Genomic DNA, 21,309 nt, shown 5'->3' with positions numbered 1-21,309 from the left:
GGGGTGTTCTCATCTAAATGCGATGCGCAAATTCTACACAGAAAAATAGATGAATTCATCTGTTCAAAGAGTATTATCAGCGTTAAGTCACTGTTTTAAAGGTATTCTTGAGTTTCATCAATAGCTGGATAAGGATTCATATGGAGAATGTTCGGTTCTTGCAAGGAGTGAAACAATATTTTTGTACTAAGGCATTAGATGTCATTCTGCTAATTTATCTACTCCTTGGTTTTATACTTCTCCCTTATAAATATCTGTGGAAAGATATTATTTTATCTCTGTACTTTGTTGGTATTCTTCTTTATGCATTAGTGGAAGAAAATCGCATTACAGAATATATGGGGTATTTTGTTAAGTTCAGCAATAAAAGCAGGTTGAATAGTTGTGCTGCCTGGTGTTCACTTATTGCATGGTTTATATTTTTGTTTTTTGTGCTTTCAATTAATATTTTTCCAGTCAGTGCCTCTGTATATATTTTTAGTGCTTTTTCAGTATTTGTTTTTCTGGGAGGTATTTTTATTATATTAGAGTTAGAGTTTAAAGAAAATAAAAAATTAATGATTATTAGGTCTATGACTATAGCTGTCATGCCAATTATATATTTATTCACAAGTAGTTATGCTTCCAGTTTATTTTTAAGTTTGAGCAATCTAAACATTACGCTAACTCCATGGGTTGAGTATTTCTGGAAAGGGATGGTTTTTATGTTGCTTTTCTTCATGTTAATGCAACTTATTATCTATTTTGCTTTTTTAACTCTGGGGACTAAATTAAGTGTGTATAGGTTGTTTATACTTGCCGGAGCATTTGTAGTATCTACTTTTTTAGTGACTTTTGCTTCAAAAAATGTAGAAGGTATTTCGTACTACGTTTTAAAAAGCACCATTGATTTTGAATGGCGCAGTCAGGTTAAATGTGGAGAATTGAATATTTCACATCCGAATGAAAGGTATTTCGGTTTTAATACTGATAAATATACTGTATTTTATTCCAATAGAGAGGGTAAATGGGGTTTTGATGAGTTGAAATGTAAGAAAGGTTCTGACAGGAGGGATGCATATTCCATTGAGAATGTCTCAGAATATAACGTGCCTAGATGGCTGAAATAAGATATCTTTATAAATTATATAGTAAAGGTTCTGGTCATAAATGAGCATGGTTAAACATAAACGGGGCACACTCTACACACTTGATGTGCAGCAAGAAGCTGAACTCATGGCTTTGGTTAATAAATCCGATGAAGACATTGATTACAGCGACATTCCTGCTTCTGGTAGCGAAGCATGGTCTGACGCCAAACGCGGCAATTTTTTGCCCAATCCAGGTATTCACGCGCAATAAAACATAGCGGAGGGGAGCACGTCGTTCTGTTTCCCCTCACCGCTAAATAGGGCATTGAACTGCTTTACACTCAACCTTTCACGATTACTTCCTCAACCCCGCAAACGCCGCCCGAATCTCATCCTCCGGCAGCTGAATCCCGATAAACACCATCGTGCTATGCGGTTTTTCATCGCCCCACGGGCGGTCCCAGTCGGCGCTGTAGAGGCGCTGGACGCCCTGGAACAGCAGACGGTTAGGTTCGCCGTCAATCCACAGCATCCCTTTGTAACGCAGCAGTTTATCCGCCGATTCCAGCAGCAGGTTTTCCATCACCCGGGAAACTTCGCTGATATCTACCGGGTAATCCAGTTCCACCACAATCGATGAAATATCGTTTTGTTTATCCGCGATAAAGTGGAAACGTGGTTTGGTGCTGACAACGTTTTCTTCCAGCATAAAACCGTTGGTGTTGAACAGCAGGCCCAGGTCGATGTCGCCGTGGGTGACGGTGTAGACCGGTGCGCGGGCGTTGATGCGCGCCAGGCGTTCACGCAGTTTCTCTGCTTCGCCCGCGACGTCGGTTTTAGTCAGCAGAATACGGTCGGCGTAGCCAACCTGCGACTGGGCGATGGTGAACTGGTTCATCTGCTCATCGGCATGTACCGCATCCACCAGCGCAATCACGCCGTCCAGCAGGTAACGCTGGCATAAAATCTCATGGGAGAAAAAGGTCTGAATAATCGGGCCGGGATCGGCCATGCCGGTGCATTCAATGACCAGACGATCGAACTGAATATTGCCCTTGTCGAGATTATCCAGCAGGTCGAGTAGCGCGTCCTCCAGCTCGTTGGAGCGCGAACAGCAGATGCAGCCGTTGGTCAGCGTTTTGATCTGCGTGGCGCGGTCGCCAATCAGTTGATCATCAACGGAGACTTCGCCGAATTCGTTTTCAATCACGGCAATCTTGTAGCCGTGTTGTTCGTTAAGAATATGGCGCAGCAGGGTGGTTTTGCCCGCGCCTAAAAAACCGGTGAGTAGGGTAACTGCAATCGGGTTCATGCTCTCTCCATTAACAACAGCGCATACCGCCTTTACCATCGCCGCCGTAGCGCGCGTTCTGGCGTTCGCGGAAGAATTCTTCATAGCTCATGTACGGCTTGTCGGGATGGTTGGTCTTCATATGCTCGACGTAGTTGTCGTAGTCTGGAATGCCAATCAACATCTTCGCCGCCTGGCCGAGATATTTTTTTGCTTGTCCTAAGTTACCAAACATTTTGCCTTCCAGATATGCGTAAAGCCCGGAAGGTCCGGGCTGGGGATTTGCCGGATGCGGCGTAAACGCCTTATCCGGCCCACGATAGACACTTTGTAGGCCGGATACGCGCAGCGCATCCGGCAACCGGTTAGTGGTGCGAAGAGATCTTCACGCCGCCTTCCGGGATTGGAACGTACGGAGTTTCTTTGTCAGTACGTTTGTCGCTGTTACGCACCGCAAGCCAAGTTTTGAAACCGTAGAAGATGATGCTGTACACCACAATCAGGAACAGAATACTCAGGCCTGCGTTGGTGTAGTTGTTCACAACGATGTGGTTCATGTTGGCAATCTGCTGCGCCGTCAGGTCAGTACCGTTAGCAATCTTCTCTTTGTACTGGCTCGCCATGTAGAAGAAGCCTTCCATCTGCGGGTTGGTGCTGAACAGTTTCAGGCCCAGCGCCCAGGTGGTGCAGATAAGCAGCCATACAGCCGGAACAACAGTTACCCAGATGTATTGGGTGCGCTTCATCTTAATCAGCACAACGGTGCCCAGTACCAGCGCTACGGCTGCCAGCATCTGGTTGGAGATACCGAACAGCGGCCACAGGCTCTTAACGCCGCCCAGAGGATCGACCACGCCCTGATACAGCAGGTAGCCCCACAGGCCCACACAGCCCGCAGTACCGATGATACCAGCAACCAGAGAGTCGGTTTTTTTCAGGAACGGGATGAAGTTACCCAGCAGGTCTTGCAGCATAAAGCGGCCAGAACGGGTACCGGCATCCAGCGCGGTCAGGATGAACAGAGCTTCGAACAGAATACCGAAGTGATACCAGAAGCCCATGTCAGCCATCGGCAGCACTTTGTGGAACACATGAGCGATACCTACCGCCAGTGTCGGCGCACCACCTGCACGGTTCAAGACAGAAGGCTCACCAATGTCTTTCGCGGTTTGCAGGATCTGCTCTGGCGAAATCACGAAGCCCCAGGAGCTGACAGTCGCTGCCGCGTGTGCGGTAACGTCTTTCAGCTGCGCCATGATGATCGGCGCGTTCTCGCCACCCATTTCATGCAGGTTAGGCATGGTGATGCCAAGGCCCGCAGGCGGTGTGTTCATCGCGAAGTAAAGACCCGGTTCGATGATGGACGCAGCAACCAGCGCCATAATCGCCACGAAGGACTCCATCAGCATTGCGCCATAGCCAATGAAACGCGCGTCGGTTTCATTAGCCAGCAGTTTCGGCGTCGTACCGGAAGAGATCAGCGCGTGGAAGCCAGATACCGCACCACAGGCGATGGTGATGAACAGGAACGGGAACAGAGCGCCTTTCCACAGCGGGCCAGTACCGTCAATATACTGGGTCATCGCAGGCATTTTCAGTTCCGGGTTCAGCACCACGATACCCAGCGCCAGGCCGACGATAACGCCGATTTTCAGGAAGGTTGCCAGATAGTCGCGCGGTGCGAGGATCAGCCACACCGGCAGCAGTGCGGAAACAAACGCATAGCCAATCAGCGCGAAGGTAATGGTGGTGTCTTTAAAGGTCAGTGCCGGACCCCAGTACGGATCGTGAGCAATCACGCCACCGAAGTAGATAGAGGCAACCAGCAGCACGATACCAATGACAGAGACTTCACCCACACGCCCCGGACGAATAAAGCGCATGTAGATACCCATAAACAGCGCAATTGGTACGGTTGAGCAAACGGTGAAGACACCCCACGGACTTTCGGCCAGGGCTTTAACCACAATCAGCGCCAGGACGGCAAGGATGATGATCATGATTAAGAAACAGCCAAACAGCGCGATAGTTCCCGGTACTGGCCCCATCTCTTCTTTGATCATCTCACCGAGAGATGCGCCGTTACGGCGAGAGGAGATAAACAGCACCATAAAGTCCTGTACCGCACCGGCCAGCACTACCCCCGCCAGCAGCCACAGCGTGCCAGGCAGGTAGCCCATCTGCGCGGCGAGAACCGGACCAACCAGCGGACCAGCACCGGCGATAGCGGCGAAGTGGTGACCAAACAACACGTAACGGTTGGTCGGAACGTAGTTCAGACCGTCGTTGTTAATAACCGCAGGCGTCGCGCGCGTGGGGTCGAGTTTCATCACCTTCTGGGCGATGTACAGACTGTAGTAGCGATACGCCACCAGATACACCGACACAGAGGCGACCACGATCCACAGGGCGCTGACGTGCTCCCCCCGACGTAATGCAACTACCGCGAGGCAGAATGCACCGATGATTCCGAGAATCACCCAGGGTATGTGCTTGAATAGTTTTTTCGTATCCATAGTAAAACCTGGCATTTTACTCGTCGTCTTTTGGCTTACAGGCGCGGCAGCTGCGTTCGTTCACCTCTGTCACTTACTGTTGTAAGCTCCCGGGGATTCACTCACTGGCTGCCTTCCTGCAAACCAAAATCCATAGAGTAATTTGTTAATCATAGGCCGAAGCCGTTCTAGGTTTGCGTTGCGTTTGAGGAGGTAAATTGACCGCTATCCTGCAGTGATGTTGCCAGAGTTACGCGCGCGTAAAGTAAGGTAAATAACTGAGTGGTTATATTAGGGACGTAAGCGGTCAGGAATGGCGGTGAGCGGTTGGGCAAGAATTATTCGCCGGGCTAATATGTGATTGAGATCACGAATTTTTTTGCCTGGATAGATTTCTCGTTTGCGCCTCAATAATTGCCAGATGCGCCATGCTTATCTGGCCTGGATAGATTCTGCAATGTATTGAATTTGTAAGATTTACCAGACCGGATAAGCCATTAACGTCAAATCCTTATCAGGGATTTAATGTGGTGAAGGTGGCTGGTGCGCCAGGGCAATTAACGTTTCGCTGCGAGAGGGGGAAAGGGGTTCTCGCGGTTGCGGTAATGGCCAGCCGTACAACCATCGAGCGGTAGCGGCGCAGGTTCTCCCCTGACAGGCTCCCATGCCGCAGCGGGTCGTTAATTTGGCCTGCAGCCAGCTTTGTGCTTGCTCTACATCGCTACAGCGAATGTCTTCGCAGCGGCAAAGCAGCGTTTCTGGTGTCGCAACGCGCTTGAGACTTTCGGGCAGGGCAAAGGTTTTATGAAGTGCAAGGGCGAAGCGCTGCCACCCGGCACGTTTTTGTTGCAGAAACCTGGTTTCATGGGCGCGATCGGCCGCACAAAGCCCGGCTATCTCACCTTCTATCAGCGCCAGTTCACTGCCACCAAATCCAGTACATTCACCGGCTGCATAGATGTTTTTAACCGAGGTTCGCTGAAGTTCATCCACCTGCACGGCATCATTGCTGATGACACAATTGAAGAACAACCCTGGTTCAAGATTAGGCACCAGACCATAGCCAATAGCCAATTTGTCGCATGGCAGTGTGATTTCCCTACCATTGTGTCGGAGGGTGACAGCACGCAATGTGGCGTCGCCGTGAGCAGCGATAACCTGGCTTGCACTGAGATAACGACGAGGAAATAGTGTCGCCAGTTGGCGCAGCTTACCCGGCCAACGCCATAGCCCGAGGCCAAAGCGCAATAGCGCTGCGCGTGGGGCTTGTTCCACAATCGCCACCACTTCGCCTCCGGCACGGCGAACGGTGTCAGCAACGGCCAGTAATAGTGGCCCGCTTCCGGCAATTACCACTTTTTGATTTGCCATGTGCAGCCCCTGTTTCACTTGTGCCTGTAACCCACCCGCGCCACTGACACCGGGCAGCGTCCAGCCTGGAAACGGTAATGCAAGTTCACGAGCACCGCAGCAGAGAATCAGCTTATTCCAGCTTACGGTGCCGTAGTCTTCTGCGGTTTCGAACAGTACACAATTTTCGCTGCGGCGGGCGATTAACCTCGCTCCGTTGAGCACACGAATCCGCGATTCGTTGGCAACGGCATCACGGTAATGGCGGGCCAGTGGAGGAAGCTGAATTTGTGGGCCATCGCGCCAGATTTGACCGCCAGGACGCGGATTATCATCAAGAATGATGACCTGCTTATCGCACTTTGCTGCGGCCAGAGCAGCTGATAGCCCCGCCGGGCCTGCACCGAGAATTAAAATGTCACACTGTAAGGTCTGCATATCCGCTCCTTTCAATCTGCATGTCTGGCTGGCAAAGGGTCTGACAACCTGGTACCCGACGACCATTAACGTTCACCCGACACTCCTGGCAAACGCCCATGCCGCAGAAGGGCGTACGTGGTTGCCCGCTCACCGAAAGGCGCGTAATGGGGTTATCAGTTAAGGCCAGTGCCGCCGCTACGCTAATACCCGTCGGGACAAACCAGGGCTGTCCGGCAATAAAAATTCGAATGGTGCCACTCATGCGCTGGCCTCCAGGGAGATAAGTCTGGCGGGTAGCCAGGGGGCAGGAGATACGAGGCTGCGTTCACCCAGCAACTGTGCGGCTAACAGCGACGCGCTGGCGGGGGCAGTGGTCACGCCAAGCCCTTCATGACCAAGAGCCAGCCAGACGCCAGCACGGGAAGGATGCGGACCGAGAAGGGGATTGCCATCCTGCGAGGCGGCGCGAAAACCGCTCCAGCAACGAATAATATTGAGCGTTGCCAGAGACGGCAGAAAGTGTTGCGCTCTGGACAGCATCGCGGCCAGGAGTGGAAGGTCCAGTTCGCGATCCTGGTTATCGAACTGACGCGAAGAGCCAACCAGCAGTTGGCCGGTGGGACGAGGCTGCACATTAAAGGCCACTGACGTGCCGCCGCCGTGAGCACTGGCGCCGTAGCCAAGTTCAACCAGTTGGTGATTGACCAGTGGACCATAGCGATCAGTAATCGCCAGTTGGCCTTTCTTCGCGCGCAGCCATGGCTCCCCCAGTAACGTATTGGCCCCCAGACCACTGGCGATGACGATCGCGTCGGCGCGTACCTGGCGACCGCTCTGTAATGTCACTGTTGGTTCTTCCAGACGAATGGCCGGATCAACCAGATGTGTCAGCTTATCGCCCGCATTGGCAATAAACCAACGGGCAACGTTTGGGGCATAGACGATGCCATCGCCCGGCACCCATAACCCGCCGGATAGCCCCGGGCGTAGCATAACTTCTCGCTCGGCCAATTGTGCGGTGCTTTGCATTTCGCTGTTTACTTTCTGCGATGCCAGACGTCGCTGCTTCTCTCGGGCAATTTCCAGTTCTTCTGGTGTTTCCGCCAGCCACAATGTGCCACAGCCGCGCCAGGCACAGCTTTCCGGTAACTGAGGCGTCAACGTGCGCCACAGTTCCAGCGACCAGGCAGAGAGCGTCAGTTCTGCGGGATCATCATCCATACAGACCAGATGCCCCATTCCTGCAGCTGTAGCTCCGGCTCGGCCGTCGTCAATTAACGTGACTCTCACCCCACGTTTTGCCAGTTGCCATGCGCAGGCGGCCCCGATGATGCCTGCGCCGATGACAATGACCTCCGTGCTGTTCACAGGCTAATCCCCCAGCAGAAGGGATCGTCCGGATTAAGGAACAGGCGATTGTCGCCGCATACCCAGGCTTCTCCACGAATGGTGGGGATAATCTTCTCGCCATGGCAGGCATAGTGAGCCGTAAACTGGCTACCAATAATACTGGCCTGGCGCCAGATATCGCCGGGGGCGAGTTTTCCGTCCTCTGCCAGACAGGCCAACTTGGCGCTGGTGCCTGTGCCACAGGGAGAACGATCCCACGCTTTGCCTGGGCAAAGGACGAAGCTACGGCTATCCGCCTGATCGTCATCGGCAAAAAGTTCGATATGATCGATAATGCCACCATTTTCACCGACGATCCCCGCATTATCGAGTCCTTCCCGTACAGCCCAGGCGTATTCAGTTAACTGCGGGATTTGTTCCGGCACAATATCAAATGGATGATCATTAATAAGAAAAAACCAGTTGCCACCCCAGGCGATATCACCTGTAACTGTACCCACCGCCGTTTCCACACTTACCTGTTTTTGCCAGCGCCAGGCCGGAACGTTTTCAACTGACACACTGCCATCGTCATGCAATGTGGCGTTTACATCTCCAACAGGGGTTTCAATGCGATGAACGCCTGGTTTAATACGATCTAACCAGGCCAGTGAAGCAACAAGCCCGATAGTGCCGTGCCCACACATATTCAGGTATCCAGCATTATTGAAAAAGATGACACCTGCCGTGGCATGAGGGGAAACCGGCTCACACAGTAGCGCGCCGACCAGCACGTCGTTGCCGCGTGGCTCAAGAATTATGGCTTTGCGCCAACTGTCAAATTCCCGGGCAAAACGTTCGCGCCGTTCGGCCATGCTGCCGCTACCGAGATCGGGAAAGCCATCAATAATCAACCGGGTCGGCTCGCCTCCGGTATGGGAGTCGATAGCCCTGAGTTCAGTGATTTGGTGAGGAACATGCATGCTTTGGCTCCATGTGGTTAACGAAATGTTTCTAAATGCTGGCGTAATTGCAACTTTATCGCTTGAAGGGTTTCTGCAAGGGAAATGACGAAATCAGCACAGTGAATTATTTTGCGACACCAGGAGCGGTCATACTTTTTTAATATTAATCATCTTGTTAGTGATGTGTTAGACCAAGAACAAGCGTTCGTCAGTAGTGAGAGCAACGGAAAGTGGAAATACACGGAAGGATCGCAAAATGCGCTTTCAGTACTTGTTATGTTAACTAAAGGTTAATAAACATTCATCCTCAATCGCTATGAGGAACAGCTATGTCCAGCATATGTCATCAGACTATTGAGTTTTCCCCTTGTGAAGAAACTGCGCTGGCCGTTGATGAACTTAGTCAAATTTGCGAGGGGCTGGCGCGGCAGCGTCCACAAAATATTCAGGCATTGTTAAATGCACTGGCACTGATTGCGCCACTTCTTAACGCCATTCCTAATGTGGTGTTTTTTATTAAGGATGTGCAGGCCCGTTATCTGTTAGTCAATATGACGTTGGCGCGACGCTGCGGGTTTAAAAACGTGACATCGCTACTGGGGAAGACATCGGCAGATGTTTTCCCTTCTGCACTGGGACGAGGATATACCGAACAGGATCTGCGTGTGCTACGCGAAGGGGTTGCGTTACGTGATCAACTGGAGATGCATCTCTATAACGGGCGCGAACGCGGCTGGTGCCTGACGCAGAAACTGGCACTGCGCGATATGCAGGGGCGTGTGATTGGAATGGCGGGGATCTCACATGATCTCCAGGAAGCACATGCGCGTCATCCTGCCTGGCAACGTCTGGCGATCATCGATGAGCACATTCGCAATCACTACCACCGCGCGATCTCTATGGAAGAGTTGACTGAAATGAGCGGAATGTCTGTGGCGCAAATTGAACGCTACTGTAAGCGGATTTTTCACCTGACTCCTCGCCAGATGATCCACAAAGTTCGACTGGAAAAGGCCACTGAGTTGCTTGCAGGAAATACGCCGATTACCGATATCGCTTTGCAGTGCGGTTATACCGACCACAGTGCGTTCAGCCGTCAATTTAAGGCGATGACAGGCTCAACACCGCGTGATTTTCGGATGACGTTGGTCGGGTAGCACGACAAATCGCAACCGGGCATTGTGCTAATTTCGTCATCCTGGGGAAAGAAAATCGACAAGCCGCCAGCGCAAGGAGAGGTCAATCTGTTAATGAGGATTCACTTTTAATTCACATTAACGCAACAGGTTGACAATAAGGAAACCAAAGATGAGCAATAAAGCGATTAACTGGAGTGGCGTTTTTCCGGCGGTTAGCACTCAGTTCCGTAGTGATTACTCACTTGATTTGGATGCCACCCATGCGGTGATGAAAAACCTGGTTAAAGACGGGGTTTCTGGCCTGGTAGTGTGCGGTAGCGTAGGAGAAAACACGTCACTTACCACTCAGGAAAAACTGCAAATCATCGAAGTCGCGAAAGATGCTGCTGGCGGAAAAATTCCGGTGATTGCCGGGGTTGCTGAGTTCACCACCGCCTTTGCCCGGACGATGGCAAAAGAGGCCGAGAAGGTCGGTGTTGATGGCGTTATGGTGATGCCTGCTTTGGTTTACTCGTCTAAGCCTCATGAAACTGCAGCGCACTTCCGCAGTGTGGCAATGGCGACCGACCTGCCGATCATGGTCTATAACAACCCACCGATTTATAAAAACGATGTCACCCCTGATATCCTGGAAACACTCGCTGATTGCGAAAATATTGTCTGCTTTAAAGATTCCTCTGGTGATACTCGTCGTTTTATCGATCTTCGCAATGCGGTAGGAGATCGCTTTGTGCTGTTTGCAGGGCTGGACGATGTCGTGGTTGAGAGCATTGCGGTGGGCGCTGAAGGCTGGATTTCCGGGATGTCAAACGCCTTCCCACGCGAAGGTGAGACGTTGTTCCGTTTGGCAAAACAACAGCGTTTTGACGAGGCTATGGCGCTGTATCGCTGGTTTATGCCGCTGCTGCATCTCGATGCGCGCCCTGACCTGGTGCAGTGTATCAAGCTGTGCGAAGCCCTGTTGGGGCGTGGCAGTGAGGTTACTCGCCCGCCGCGTCTGGCGCTGGAAGGTGAAACGCGTGCCCAGGTTGTGGCGATAGTTGAGAAAGCGCTGGCGACTCGCCCTGCGCTGCCGGACGTGGGCCTTTGAGGTGGGGAGAGACTATGACTGAAACTTTCCCTTTCACCGGGCAACAGTTCATCGCCGGGCAACGTGTTGCCAGCGGTGAACCGTCGCTGGTCAGCCTGCGAGCGCAGGATGGCGAACCTACCGGGCAACGTTTTTACCCGGCCTCCGTGGAGGAGGCCGCGCAGGCGGCTATTGCGGCGCAGCAGGCTTTTGTGCGCTATTCACAGACCAGTGCCGGGCAACGTGCCGATTTTTTAGAAACCATCGCCGATGAACTTGATGCGGCAGGCGACGAACTGTTCGCTACGGCACATCAGGAGACGGCGTTACCCCTGGCGCGTTTACAGGGAGAGCGGGCAAGAACCAGCGGGCAGATGCGCATGTTTGCCGGGTTATTACGTCGGGGCGATCTGTTTGAGGTAAGAATTGATACTGCGTTGCCGGAGCGTCAGCCTTTGCCTCGACCGGATTTGCGCCAGTATAAAACGGCTCTCGGGCCGGTGGCGGTATTTGGTGCCAGCAACTTTCCACTCGCTTTTTCTACCGCCGGTGGTGATACAGCAGCGGCACTGGCTGCAGGATGCCCGGTAGTTGTGAAAGCGCATCCTGGGCATATGGCAACGGCAGAAATTATCGCGTCAGCGATCGCTCGTGCCGTGACTAAATGCGCCATGCCCGCAGGCGTATTCAATATGATTTTCGGTACTGATATCGGTGCTGAACTGGTGAAACATCCCGCAATTCAGGCGGTGGGTTTTACCGGCTCATTACGTGGTGGCATGGCACTCTTTCGTTTGGCTCAACAGCGTCCACAGCCGATACCGGTTTTTGCCGAAATGTCGGCTCTCAATCCCTTTTTCATTCTGCCGCAGGCGCTATCAGTACGTGCCGATACGCTGGCCCGCGATTTAGTCGCGTCGTTCACGCTGGGATGTGGACAGTTCTGCACTAAACCAGGCTTGGTTGTGTTGCTGAAGGGGGAGAAAAACGCGGACTTTTTGCAGCAACTGGTTGAGAAAGTGAATGCCGCCTCACCGCAACTCATGCTGAACGCCTCCACGCTTGAGCACTATCGCCACAGCGTAGAGAAACTGGCAGGACATCCGACAATTCAGTGTTTGGCGGGGGACGATAATCATCAGACCGGACGTGCAGAGGCTCGTCTCTATCAGGCTCAGGTGGCAAGCGTACTTGAAAAAGATCCTCTGTTGCAGGAGGAAGTGTTCGGGCCGCTCGCGATTGTGGTTGAAGCCGCTGATGAAGCGGAGTTGTTGCAGGTGATTAACGCTCTGCAAGGGCAACTTACTGCCACACTTCAGGCGGATGAGGATGACCGGCAACTGGCTGGTCGTTTATTGCCGTTGTTGGCTGATAAAGCCGGACGCGTATTGTTCAATGGCTATCCCACCGGCGTCGAGGTTTGCGATGCCATGGTACACGGTGGTCCGTTCCCGGCAACCACCGACGCGCGCGGCACGTCCGTAGGCACGCTGTCCATTACTCGTTTTCTGCGCCCGGTATGCCTGCAAAATGTACCTGCTGCTCTATTACCGCCTGCGTTGCAGGACAGTAATCCATTAAACCTGCTGCGCCTGGTTAACGGCCAGTGGACCCGGGAAGCCATTTCCTCCTTGTTGACTCATTGAAGGGCATCACTATGACAATTCCTTCTACCCAAAGCACGCAAACCGTCGTTGTTGAGTCGGGGAAGTTTAAAAAGCAGTTAACGCTCACCGACTTGACCTTTATTGGTCTGGGGGCGATTTTTGGTTCTGGCTGGCTGTTTGCTGCCAGCCATGTCGCATCGATCGCTGGCCCAGCCGGGATTGCTTCCTGGGTTATTGGCGGTTTTGCGGTGTTGCTACTGGGGATTATTTACTGCGAACTGGGGGCGGCGCTTCCCCGCGCGGGCGGTATTATTCGTTACCCGGTATTTTCGCACGGCGAATTGATGGGCTATCTGCTGGGCTTTATTACCCTGATTGCCTTCTCCAGCCTGATCTCCATTGAGATTGTAGCCGCACGGCAATATGCTGCCGCCTGGTTTCCGGCGCTGACGCAGACGGGGAGCAGTGACCCGACGCTGTTAGGCTGGGTGGTGCAGTTCTTACTGTTGTGCTTCTTTTTTGCCCTGAACTACTACAGTGTCAAAACGTTCGCCCGCTCGAACAATTTTATTAGTGTGCTGAAGTTTCTGGTGCCGTTGCTGGTGGTAATAACGTTATTTGCCTTCTTCAAACCGGAGAATCTGCATATACAGGGTATGGCTCCATTTGGTATGTCAGGAGTGGAAGCGGCAATTAGCGCGGGTGGGATTATCTTCGCTTACCTTGGGCTGACACCGATTATCTCCGTTGCCAGCGAGGCGCAAAATCCGCAACGTACCATCCCATTTGCGCTGATCCTCTCGGTAATTCTCTCGACCATCATCTACGTTCTGTTGCAGGTCGCCTTTTTGGGTAGTATTCCTACTGAATCGCTAAGTGGGGGTTGGGCGGAGATCAGTAAGAACTATTCGCTGCCGTATCGTGATATCGCCATTACCCTTGGGATGGGCTGGCTGGCATTTATGGTGGTATGTGATGCTATTGTGTCTCCCAGCGGCACTGGCAATATTTACATGAATGCGACACCGCGCGTGATCTATGGCTGGGCGAAGGCGGGAACATTCTTTAAAACCTTTACTCATATCGATAAGGAGTCAGGTATTCCACGTCCGGCACTGTGGCTGACGTTTGGTTTATCTATCTTCTGGACGCTGCCGTTCCCGTCGTGGGAGCAATTGATTAGCGTGGTTTCTGCGGCTCTGGTACTGAGCTACGCCATCGCGCCGGTTACAGCTGCCGGGCTGCGTCGTAATGCACCAGATATGCCGCGCCCGTTCCGCGTTCGTGGTTTTGCGGTGCTCGGCCCACTCTCTTTTATGATTTCCGCGCTGATTGTTTTTTGGTCTGGTTGGGGAACGCTTTCCTGGCTGCTGGGGCTACAAATCGTAATGTTTGTGGTTTACGTGGTTTGTAAGTCGAAAGTGCCTGTTCAGCATGTCAGCCTGGCGCAGCAGATTAAATCTTCATTGTGGCTTATTGCCTTCTATGCCCTGATTATGCTGTTTTCCTGGTTGGGTAGTTTTGGCGGTAGCGGCATTATAGGTCACCCGTGGGATACTATCGTCGTCGCGCTGATGTCGTTGGGAATTTATTACTGGGGCGCATACACCTGCCTTCCTCGGGCGAACTTTAACGGGGATGAAGAAGAATAAAGGAGTAGAAAATGGATAGAGTAATCCTCTCATTATCAGAGGCTTACGCACTAGCCTATCATGCGCTCATCAGTAACGGATTTAGTGAGCAACATGCGGTGGTGATTGCGAAAAACGTTACCGCCGGGGAGCGCGACGGCTGTGCCTCGCACGGTTTATGGCGACTGCTGGGGATTGTTGACACGCTGCGAAAAGGGAAAGTCTCTGCCGATGCTCTGCCGACAGTGGAATCTCAGGCTCCGGCAATCGTTAAGGCCAATGCCAAAGGTGGCTATTCGCTGTTGGCTTATCAGCAGGCACTGCCGTTACTGATCGAGAAAACGCGTCAGTGCGGGATTGCAGCACTGGCGATTAATCATTGTGTTCACTACTCCGCCTTATTTGCGGATGTTGAACCGCTGACTGAAGTCGGACTGGTGGCGCTGGCGACCACGCCAAGCCATGCCTGGGTTGCGCCGAAAGGGGGGCGCAAACCTCTATTTGGTACTAACCCAATCGCGTTTGGTTGGCCGCGCGACAAGCAGCCGCCATTTATTTTTGATATGGCGACCAGTGCGGCGGCACGCGGGGAGATTCAGTTACATCAGCGAGCCGGGAAATCACTTCCTGAAGGTTGGGGGATCGACAGCAATGGCAACGCCACCACCGATCCACAAGCTGTGCTGGACGGAGCAATGTTAACCTTCGGCGGTCATAAAGGTTCGGCACTGGCAGCGATGGTGGAGCTGATTGCGGGGCCACTGATTGGCGATATGACCAGTGCTGAGTCTCTTGCGTGGGATAATGGTGCAGGTGGTTTGCCATATGGTGGAGAGTTGATCCTGGCACTCGATCCGCAGCGTTTTCTTGGTGAGGATGCCGGGAGGCATCTGGCAAGGGCGGAAACACTGTTTAGTCAGATGCAGGCACAGGGCGCGCGCCTGCCGGGAGAACGTCGCTACCTGGCACGATTGCGCAGTGAGCAACAGGGTGTAGAGATCAGCCAATCACTCTATGACGATATTCGATCCTTAAGTAGCTGATAGATACTAAAGGATATACATACAATTAATGGCGGGAAGGATCCCGCCATCTGCGCTATCAAAACAACGTATCCAGCTCTGCCAGTACGTTGTAGTCGTCATCAGTCAATAACAACGTTTTCCATTTGTCGAAGGTCAGGCACGGATGGGAAGTGCCAAACACCAGAATATCCCCCACCTGCACGTCGCTATTAGCTGACAATTGCAACATGCAGTGCTGATCCATAATGCCGACACTGCGAATAGCCTCAGGATCAAATGCCAGTGGCTGGCCGTTGCGATAGTGGGCGACTGGTTGCGGCAGTCCGGCGTCGAAGGCGCAATCACGCTTACCAAAATTAACCACTGCACGATCGGCCTCTGGCACCGATTGCACCATGGCGACCAGTTCCAGTGCAGATGTGAGATCGCCTGCCAGATCGCAAGCCACGGGATCACGGGCGATCAATTGCTGTTGCGCGATGTCGTAGATCCCTGCGTCATGGGTGATGTAGCAGCCTGGGCGAATGACGATTCGGCAGTTAGTCGGTTTTTCTGCCGCCAGCCAGATATTGCACACCACGTCATACCAGACCGTGCCTGCTCCGGTGAGAATAAACTCGCCATCAACCAGACTTGCCATATCACAAGCCAGTTGTGCGGCATCCTGCAGCAGAGCTTCTACCTGCGGCTGTGGATCGTCACCGTGTAAAACCCCTTCATATAACTCCAGCCCGCGCAGACGTAGCCCTGGTAATTGGGCCGCTTGTTTAGCCAGTGCCAGTGCGGCATCCGTTGAGCGGCAACCACAGCGCCCGCCGGGAACCCCCAGCTCAATCATCACGTTCAGCGTCTGTTGCTGGCTGGCAAAAAAGACAGACAAAGCGCGGGCGTTCTCAATGCTGTCGATACAGCAGATAAAATCGACTTTCGGGTAATGCCGTTGCAACTGGGCAATCAACTGCATATTCGCCTTGCCGACCAACTGGTTAACCATCAGCACACGCTGAATACCGCTCGCCATTGCCGCACCAGCCTGCCACGCGCTACCGACACCAATTGCCCAGGCACCAGCCGCCTGCTGCGCCTGAAAAATCCACGGCGTCATGGTGGTTTTACCGTGCGGTGCCAGCGAAACGCCGCGCGCGTCAGCATAGCGTTGCATCCACATAATGTTGTTCTCCAGAGCCTGCTTTTTAATGATCGCGGTAGGTAAACAAACATCTTCGGCAAGGATATTTGCGGGCATTTGCATCAGAGCAGATTTATGGGGAACCAGAGGTTCTGAGTGGTATTTCATAACATTTACCTTTTGAGTTTTTCACCGTATCGGATGCGAGTATCATTTGTAACTAAATGAAATATAGGCATTTAGTTTATTTATCTTATGATTTGTGAATAAAAGTATCAGAAAATCATCTGGGTTTTGCGTAGTTTTCCACTGTTTTTCATCCTTGTAAATGGTTAACTTATCACCATTGCAGAAATGGAGTGACGAACATGCAGGTTGACTGGTTATTCAAAAATGTGACGGTTATCGACGGCAGCGGCGGCCCTGAATTTCGCGGTGACGTGGCAATAACAGGTGATCGGATTGTCAATATAGCCCCTGCGCTTAACGTTACGGCGCAGCAGGTCATTGACGGTGAAGGACGGGTGCTGGCACCAGGGTTTATCGACGTTCATACCCATGACGATATCAACGTTATTCGCATCCCGGAATATCTGCCAAAAATCAGCCAGGGGATCACCACCGTGATTGTCGGCAACTGCGGGATCAGTGCAGCGTCGGCGAAAATGAAAGGCGAAGTCCCTGACCCGATGAATCTGTTGGGGGAAGCGGAGCACTTTATTTATCCCACCGTTGAAAGCTATGCCCAGGCAGTGGAAGCAGCCAGACCGTCACTGAACGTAGGCACGCTGATTGGTCATACGGCGCTGCGTAATAATCATATGGACGACCTGTTTCGCCCGGCGACGGCGGATGAAATTGCCGCTATGCGTGCCGACTTACGTCTGGCGTTGAGTCAGGGAGCGCTGGGGTTAAGTTCCGGACTGGCTTATGCCACGGCATTTCAGGCGACTACCGAAGAGGTAATGGCGCTGGCGGAAGAATTAGCCGGTGAGAAGGGGGTTTATACCACTCATCTGCGTTCTGAATTCGAACCGATTCTGGATGCGCTGGATGAGGCGTTTCGTATTGGGCGTCATGGCAAAGTGCCTGTTGTGGTTTCCCACCATAAATGCGCCGGGGCGAAAAACTGGGGGCGGACAAAAGAAACGTTGGCTTTTTTTGACCAAATGCGTCAACACCAGGAAATTGGCTGCGATGTCTACCCTTACTCAGCCAGCTCTTCAACGCTGGATCTCAAACAAGTCACCGACGAATTCGATATTGTGATCACCTGGTCACAAACACATCCGCAGCAGGCCGGGAAAACACTGGCACAAATCGCCACCGACTGGCAGATGAGTATGCTGGAGGCCGCGAAGCTGCTAATGCCTGCCGGGGCTATCTACTACAACATGGACGAGCGCGACGTCCGCCGAGTGTTGAGTTATCCGGTCAGTATGATTGGCTCTGACGGCCTGCCTAATGATCCCATGCCGCATCCGCGTTTATGGGGCGCTTTCCCTCGTGTGCTGGGTCACTATTGTCGTGATGAAGGCTTATTCCCGCTGACCACGGCTATCCACAAAATGACCGGGCTTTCTGCCAGCCGTTTTTGTCTGCCCCAGCGTGGACTGGTAAAAGTCGGCTATTTTGCGGACCTGGTGTTGTTCGATCCGCAAACCATTCGTGATGTTGCCAGTTTTTCTGATCCCAAACGCCCGGCAGAGGGCATTGAAGCGGTGATGGTAAATGGTGTTATGAGCTATGGTCGCGATAAACGCATTACAGGCCGTGCGGGCCGTTTCCTGCGCCGCCAGACCTCACATTAAGGAGTGAATATGAGCATTAAACGTTACGGTACGGAAGGTGGAACAGGCACTGGTGGGCAGCATTTGCCGTTTGCCAGGGCGGTTGAGGCGGGCGGCTGGCTGTACGTCTCCGGGCAAACACCCATGAAAAACGGTGAAGTGGTAGAAGGCGGTATCGTTGAACAGTCACGACTGGCGATCCAAAACTGTGTCGACATCATGACTGAAGCCGGTTATAGCCTGGCGGATGTGGTTCACGTGAAAGTGATCCTGACTGACGCCCGCTATTTCCAGTCCTTTAATAAAGTATTCAGAGAATTTTTTGGCGAGAATCCGCCTGCACGTATTTGTTGTGTGGCTGATCTGGTTGTCGATTGTAAAGTCGAAGTCGATGTGACCTGTTATAACGCGACCCGCTAATAAATTTAAGAATTAAAAAAACAGACCGCAATTGAGTGCTGAATACATTCAGCACTCCGGGAACTCTTACATTATTTTCTCTCTACTGGCAGGATGTGAATTATGAACAGTCATATCTTTTTAGTCGGCTTTATTATTTATGCCATCGCCATGATTTGGCTTGGTTGGTTTGTTTCTCGTAATCAGAAAAGCGGAGAAGATTTTCTGCTGGGCGGGCGTTCGCTGCCGCTGTTTCTGACGCTGGGCTCAACCGTTGCCACGATGGTCGGCACGGGTTCCAGTATGGGCGCAGTGGGCTTTGGCTACAGTAATGGCTGGGCCGGAATGCTTTATGGCGTCGGTGGAGCCGTAGGTATATTGCTGGTGGCGTGGCTGTTTGCTCCGGTACGTAAATTACGTTTTATGACCATGAGTGAAGAACTCTCTTATTATACTGGCGGGAGTCATTTAATTAAAAATATTGTCGGTCTGATGATATTTATTGCCTCTATTGGCTGGCTGGGCGCGCATATTTTAGGTGGCAGTATGTATCTTGCCTGGGCAACAGGTATTGATCTTACTGTAGCAAAATTAATTATCGCCTTAGCTTTTGCGATTTACGTTATTATCGGCGGTTATTCGGCGGTAGTGTGGACAGACACCATTCAGGCCTTAATTTTGTTCTTTGGTTTTATTTTGATGGCTATTCTTGCCGTTGTTCACGTAGGCGGCTGGAGTGCGATTGAACAGGCGATGGACCCAAAAGCGATGAGCCTGTTTGCGATTGATAAAATGGGCGTGTTACCTGCGCTTTCGCTGGCGCTGGTTATTGGCGTAGGTGTGCTGGCAACACCGTCTTATCGCCAGCGTATTTACTCGGGTAAAGATGTTCCCTCTGTACGCCGTTCGTTTGTTATTACTGGCGTGTTGTATCTGTTCTTCTCAATTCTGCCTGCCATTATCGGCATGGCGGCGTTCACCATGAACCCGAATCTGGAAAACAGTAACTATGCCTTCTTGTTCGCCACCAGTTTTCTGCCGCCATTGCTTGGCCTGGTGGTACTGATTGCGGGGCTTTCTGCCACCATGTCTTCCGCCAGCTCTGATGCCATCGCTGCGGTGGCGATTATGATGCGCGACGTCTACACCATGGTTACCGGCAGAATGCCGCCGGAGAACAAGGCAATCACTTACTCACGCTGGATGCTGACCTTTGTTATTGGCCTGGCGCTGGTCTTTGCTCTGACCTCTAATGACATCATCAGCTACATTACCAAAATGATTTCGATGCTGATGTCCGGGCTGTTTATCTGCTCGATTCTCGGTCGCTTCTGGCTACGCTTTAACTGGCAGGGCGCGCTGGCGGCGTTAGTGAGCGGTATGGTGATGTCAATTGTGGTGCTGATGAATGCCGACTGGCTGGCTTACTGGGGTAACCCGTGTATTCCGTCAGTGCTGGGAAGCCTGGTCGCTGGCGTACTGGTGACGCTGGTAACGCCAGCAAGCGAGATCAGCCGGGAAGAAGCTCTGGCTATTATCACCAATGAGCGTGAAAACCAGAGTGTCGTGATCACCAAACCTGAAGAGGCATAACCAATAGTGCTAATCGCCAAGTGGCTGGCGGTTAGCGCCACCCCGATGGCTGTCTAGTGCCAGTTTTATCCGCCGCAGGCGATCTTTCGCCTGCGCTTTATTTGCCATAGCCAGCTCTGTTGCCAGCACATCGATCATCGCGAGCATGGCGTAACGGGAAGGGGTGGGCTTAAAAATGTAATCACTTTCCTGAACCAGCAACGGCAATACCAGATCCACCTGTTCTGCCAGTGGTGTTTGTGCAGGCGTAATGGCGATAACTCGCGCGCCGTACTGACGGGCGATAGCGGCACTTTCGATGATTTCCGGTGTATAACCGCCCAGCGATAGCACAATCACCACATCCTGCGGCATAACCGCAGAGCACATCATTCTCATCATGAGTGAGTCGTTCTGACTGACCACTGGCAATCCCAGGCGGAACAGACGGTACTGGATCTCCTGCGAGCAGATGGTAGAACCGCCGCCCGTTCCCAATGCAAGAATTTGCCGCGCCTGGCTTAACCAACTGACCGCCTGGCTGATGGCGTTCATATCCAACGAGCGACGATGCGTTTCCAGCACGCTGATAATTGATTCGTAGATCCCCTGAACACCGTCAAGATCCGGTACATCGAGAATAAACCGCTGCCCGATAGCCAGTGACTGCGCCAGTTTGACTTTCAGTTCGCGGACATCTTTGCAACCCAATGCACGGGCAAAACGTGTCACCGACGCCTGGCTGGTTTGTGTTAACCGCGCCAGCTCAGCAATTGGCAGTTCCACGGCTGCGGAGACGTCATCAAGAATAAATTGTGCGATACGCTTTTCAGTGGCGGTTAACGCCATAAACCGTTCGGTAATGCAGGAGATGATATCGATGCTATAAGCCATGGGAGTATCACTGATTCAGTAAAAACTGGTACTTTGTACCATAAAAATTGCTCCAGAGTGTGACCCTCATAAAAAATGTAAGTACGCAGCGACAAAAAAACGCTCAACACCGCTCCAGATCATAAAGTTTTCTA

At 52.2% G+C, this 21,309-nt stretch carries 18 protein-coding genes and 1 pseudogene; 10 read left to right on the top strand and 9 right to left on the bottom strand.

The features are described 5' to 3' along the window. The first annotated feature begins 140 nt into the window (after positions 1-140). Positions 141-1,109, top strand: coding sequence for a hypothetical protein (locus tag FEK66_RS04180; protein WP_138211414.1), 969 nt, complete (start codon positions 141-143; stop codon positions 1,107-1,109). Between the two features lie 40 nt (positions 1,110-1,149). Next, a pseudogene (locus tag FEK66_RS04175) lies at positions 1,150-1,311 on the top strand (antitoxin); the annotation flags it as partial. A gap of 114 nt (positions 1,312-1,425) precedes the next feature. Here FEK66_RS04175 and yjiA read toward each other — a convergent pair. The 7 genes from yjiA to FEK66_RS04140 form a co-directional block, all read right to left on the bottom strand. Then, positions 1,426-2,382 carry a GTPase gene (gene yjiA / locus FEK66_RS04170; protein WP_001295525.1) on the bottom strand — a complete coding sequence of 319 codons (957 nt, stop codon included), beginning with the start codon at positions 2,380-2,382 and terminating at the stop codon, positions 1,426-1,428. 10 nt (positions 2,383-2,392) lie between these two features. Beyond that, positions 2,393-2,596 (bottom strand): YbdD/YjiX family protein, encoded by a 204-nt coding sequence (locus FEK66_RS04165; RefSeq protein WP_000467859.1) that lies wholly within the window; start codon positions 2,594-2,596, stop codon positions 2,393-2,395. Positions 2,597-2,726: 130 nt separating this feature from the next. Beyond that, positions 2,727-4,877, bottom strand: a complete 2,151-nt coding sequence (gene btsT, locus FEK66_RS04160) for a pyruvate/proton symporter BtsT (protein ID WP_001298933.1) — start codon at positions 4,875-4,877, stop codon at positions 2,727-2,729. A gap of 501 nt (positions 4,878-5,378) precedes the next feature. Further along, a complete protein-coding gene (locus tag FEK66_RS04155; RefSeq protein ID WP_135495094.1) occupies positions 5,379-6,644 on the bottom strand; it encodes an FAD/NAD(P)-binding oxidoreductase in 1,266 nt (421 codons plus the stop codon). Continuing rightward, positions 6,625-6,888 carry a 2Fe-2S iron-sulfur cluster-binding protein gene (locus tag FEK66_RS04150; protein ID WP_135495093.1) on the bottom strand — a complete coding sequence of 88 codons (264 nt, stop codon included), beginning with the start codon at positions 6,886-6,888 and terminating at the stop codon, positions 6,625-6,627. The genes FEK66_RS04155 and FEK66_RS04150 overlap by 20 nt, the downstream gene beginning before the upstream one ends. Beyond that, the gene (locus tag FEK66_RS04145) at positions 6,885-7,994 is read right to left on the bottom strand and encodes an FAD-dependent oxidoreductase (RefSeq protein ID WP_135495092.1); all 1,110 of its coding nucleotides are present in this window, start codon (positions 7,992-7,994) and stop codon (positions 6,885-6,887) included. The genes FEK66_RS04150 and FEK66_RS04145 overlap by 4 nt, the downstream gene beginning before the upstream one ends. After that, positions 7,991-8,938 carry a 4-hydroxyproline epimerase gene (locus FEK66_RS04140; protein ID WP_135495091.1) on the bottom strand — a complete coding sequence of 316 codons (948 nt, stop codon included), beginning with the start codon at positions 8,936-8,938 and terminating at the stop codon, positions 7,991-7,993. The genes FEK66_RS04145 and FEK66_RS04140 overlap by 4 nt, the downstream gene beginning before the upstream one ends. Before the next feature lie 311 nt (positions 8,939-9,249). Between FEK66_RS04140 and FEK66_RS04135 the strand changes: the two genes are divergently transcribed. The 5 genes from FEK66_RS04135 (at position 9,250) to FEK66_RS04115 (ending at position 15,409) form a co-directional block, all read left to right on the top strand. Beyond that, positions 9,250-10,077, top strand: coding sequence for an AraC family transcriptional regulator (locus FEK66_RS04135; protein ID WP_135408828.1), 828 nt, complete (start codon positions 9,250-9,252; stop codon positions 10,075-10,077). Between the two features lie 151 nt (positions 10,078-10,228). Next, positions 10,229-11,149, top strand: a complete 921-nt coding sequence (locus tag FEK66_RS04130) for a dihydrodipicolinate synthase family protein (RefSeq protein ID WP_130204736.1) — start codon at positions 10,229-10,231, stop codon at positions 11,147-11,149. A gap of 14 nt (positions 11,150-11,163) precedes the next feature. Further along, a complete protein-coding gene (locus FEK66_RS04125) occupies positions 11,164-12,774 on the top strand; it encodes an aldehyde dehydrogenase (NADP(+)) (protein WP_135408830.1) in 1,611 nt (536 codons plus the stop codon). 11 nt (positions 12,775-12,785) lie between these two features. Continuing rightward, on the top strand, positions 12,786-14,387 hold the full coding sequence (locus FEK66_RS04120; RefSeq protein WP_130259572.1) for an APC family permease: 1,602 nt from the start codon (positions 12,786-12,788) through the stop codon (positions 14,385-14,387). An 11-nt stretch (positions 14,388-14,398) separates the two neighbouring features. Further along, entirely contained in the window at positions 14,399-15,409 is a 1,011-nt protein-coding gene (locus tag FEK66_RS04115) for an Ldh family oxidoreductase (protein ID WP_135408833.1), read from the top strand. A 58-nt stretch (positions 15,410-15,467) separates the two neighbouring features. Here the strand turns inward: FEK66_RS04115 and FEK66_RS04110 are convergent, their stop codons facing one another. Continuing rightward, positions 15,468-16,688 carry an amino acid deaminase gene (locus FEK66_RS04110; protein ID WP_135408835.1) on the bottom strand — a complete coding sequence of 407 codons (1,221 nt, stop codon included), beginning with the start codon at positions 16,686-16,688 and terminating at the stop codon, positions 15,468-15,470. Between the two features lie 200 nt (positions 16,689-16,888). Between FEK66_RS04110 and FEK66_RS04100 the strand changes: the two genes are divergently transcribed. From FEK66_RS04100 to FEK66_RS04090, 3 genes are all read left to right on the top strand, one after another. After that, the gene (locus tag FEK66_RS04100; RefSeq protein ID WP_135408838.1) at positions 16,889-18,331 is read left to right on the top strand and encodes a D-aminoacylase; all 1,443 of its coding nucleotides are present in this window, start codon (positions 16,889-16,891) and stop codon (positions 18,329-18,331) included. Between the two features lie 9 nt (positions 18,332-18,340). Beyond that, positions 18,341-18,730 carry a RidA family protein gene (locus FEK66_RS04095; RefSeq protein WP_000023754.1) on the top strand — a complete coding sequence of 130 codons (390 nt, stop codon included), beginning with the start codon at positions 18,341-18,343 and terminating at the stop codon, positions 18,728-18,730. Between the two features lie 102 nt (positions 18,731-18,832). Beyond that, positions 18,833-20,302, top strand: a complete 1,470-nt coding sequence (locus FEK66_RS04090) for a sodium:solute symporter family protein (RefSeq protein WP_130259575.1) — start codon at positions 18,833-18,835, stop codon at positions 20,300-20,302. Between the two features lie 9 nt (positions 20,303-20,311). On the opposite strand, the gene FEK66_RS04085 is transcribed toward FEK66_RS04090, so the two are convergent. Then, complete coding sequence (locus FEK66_RS04085) at positions 20,312-21,175, bottom strand: MurR/RpiR family transcriptional regulator (RefSeq protein WP_064530245.1); 864 nt, start codon at positions 21,173-21,175, stop codon at positions 20,312-20,314. Positions 21,176-21,309: the final 134 nt, after the last annotated feature.

The organism is Escherichia sp. E1130, from assembly GCF_005781065.1.
GTDB lineage: Bacteria > Pseudomonadota > Gammaproteobacteria > Enterobacterales > Enterobacteriaceae > Escherichia.
Note: the sequence above shows the minus strand (reverse complement) of the source record. Positions and strands in the feature narration are given on the sequence as shown.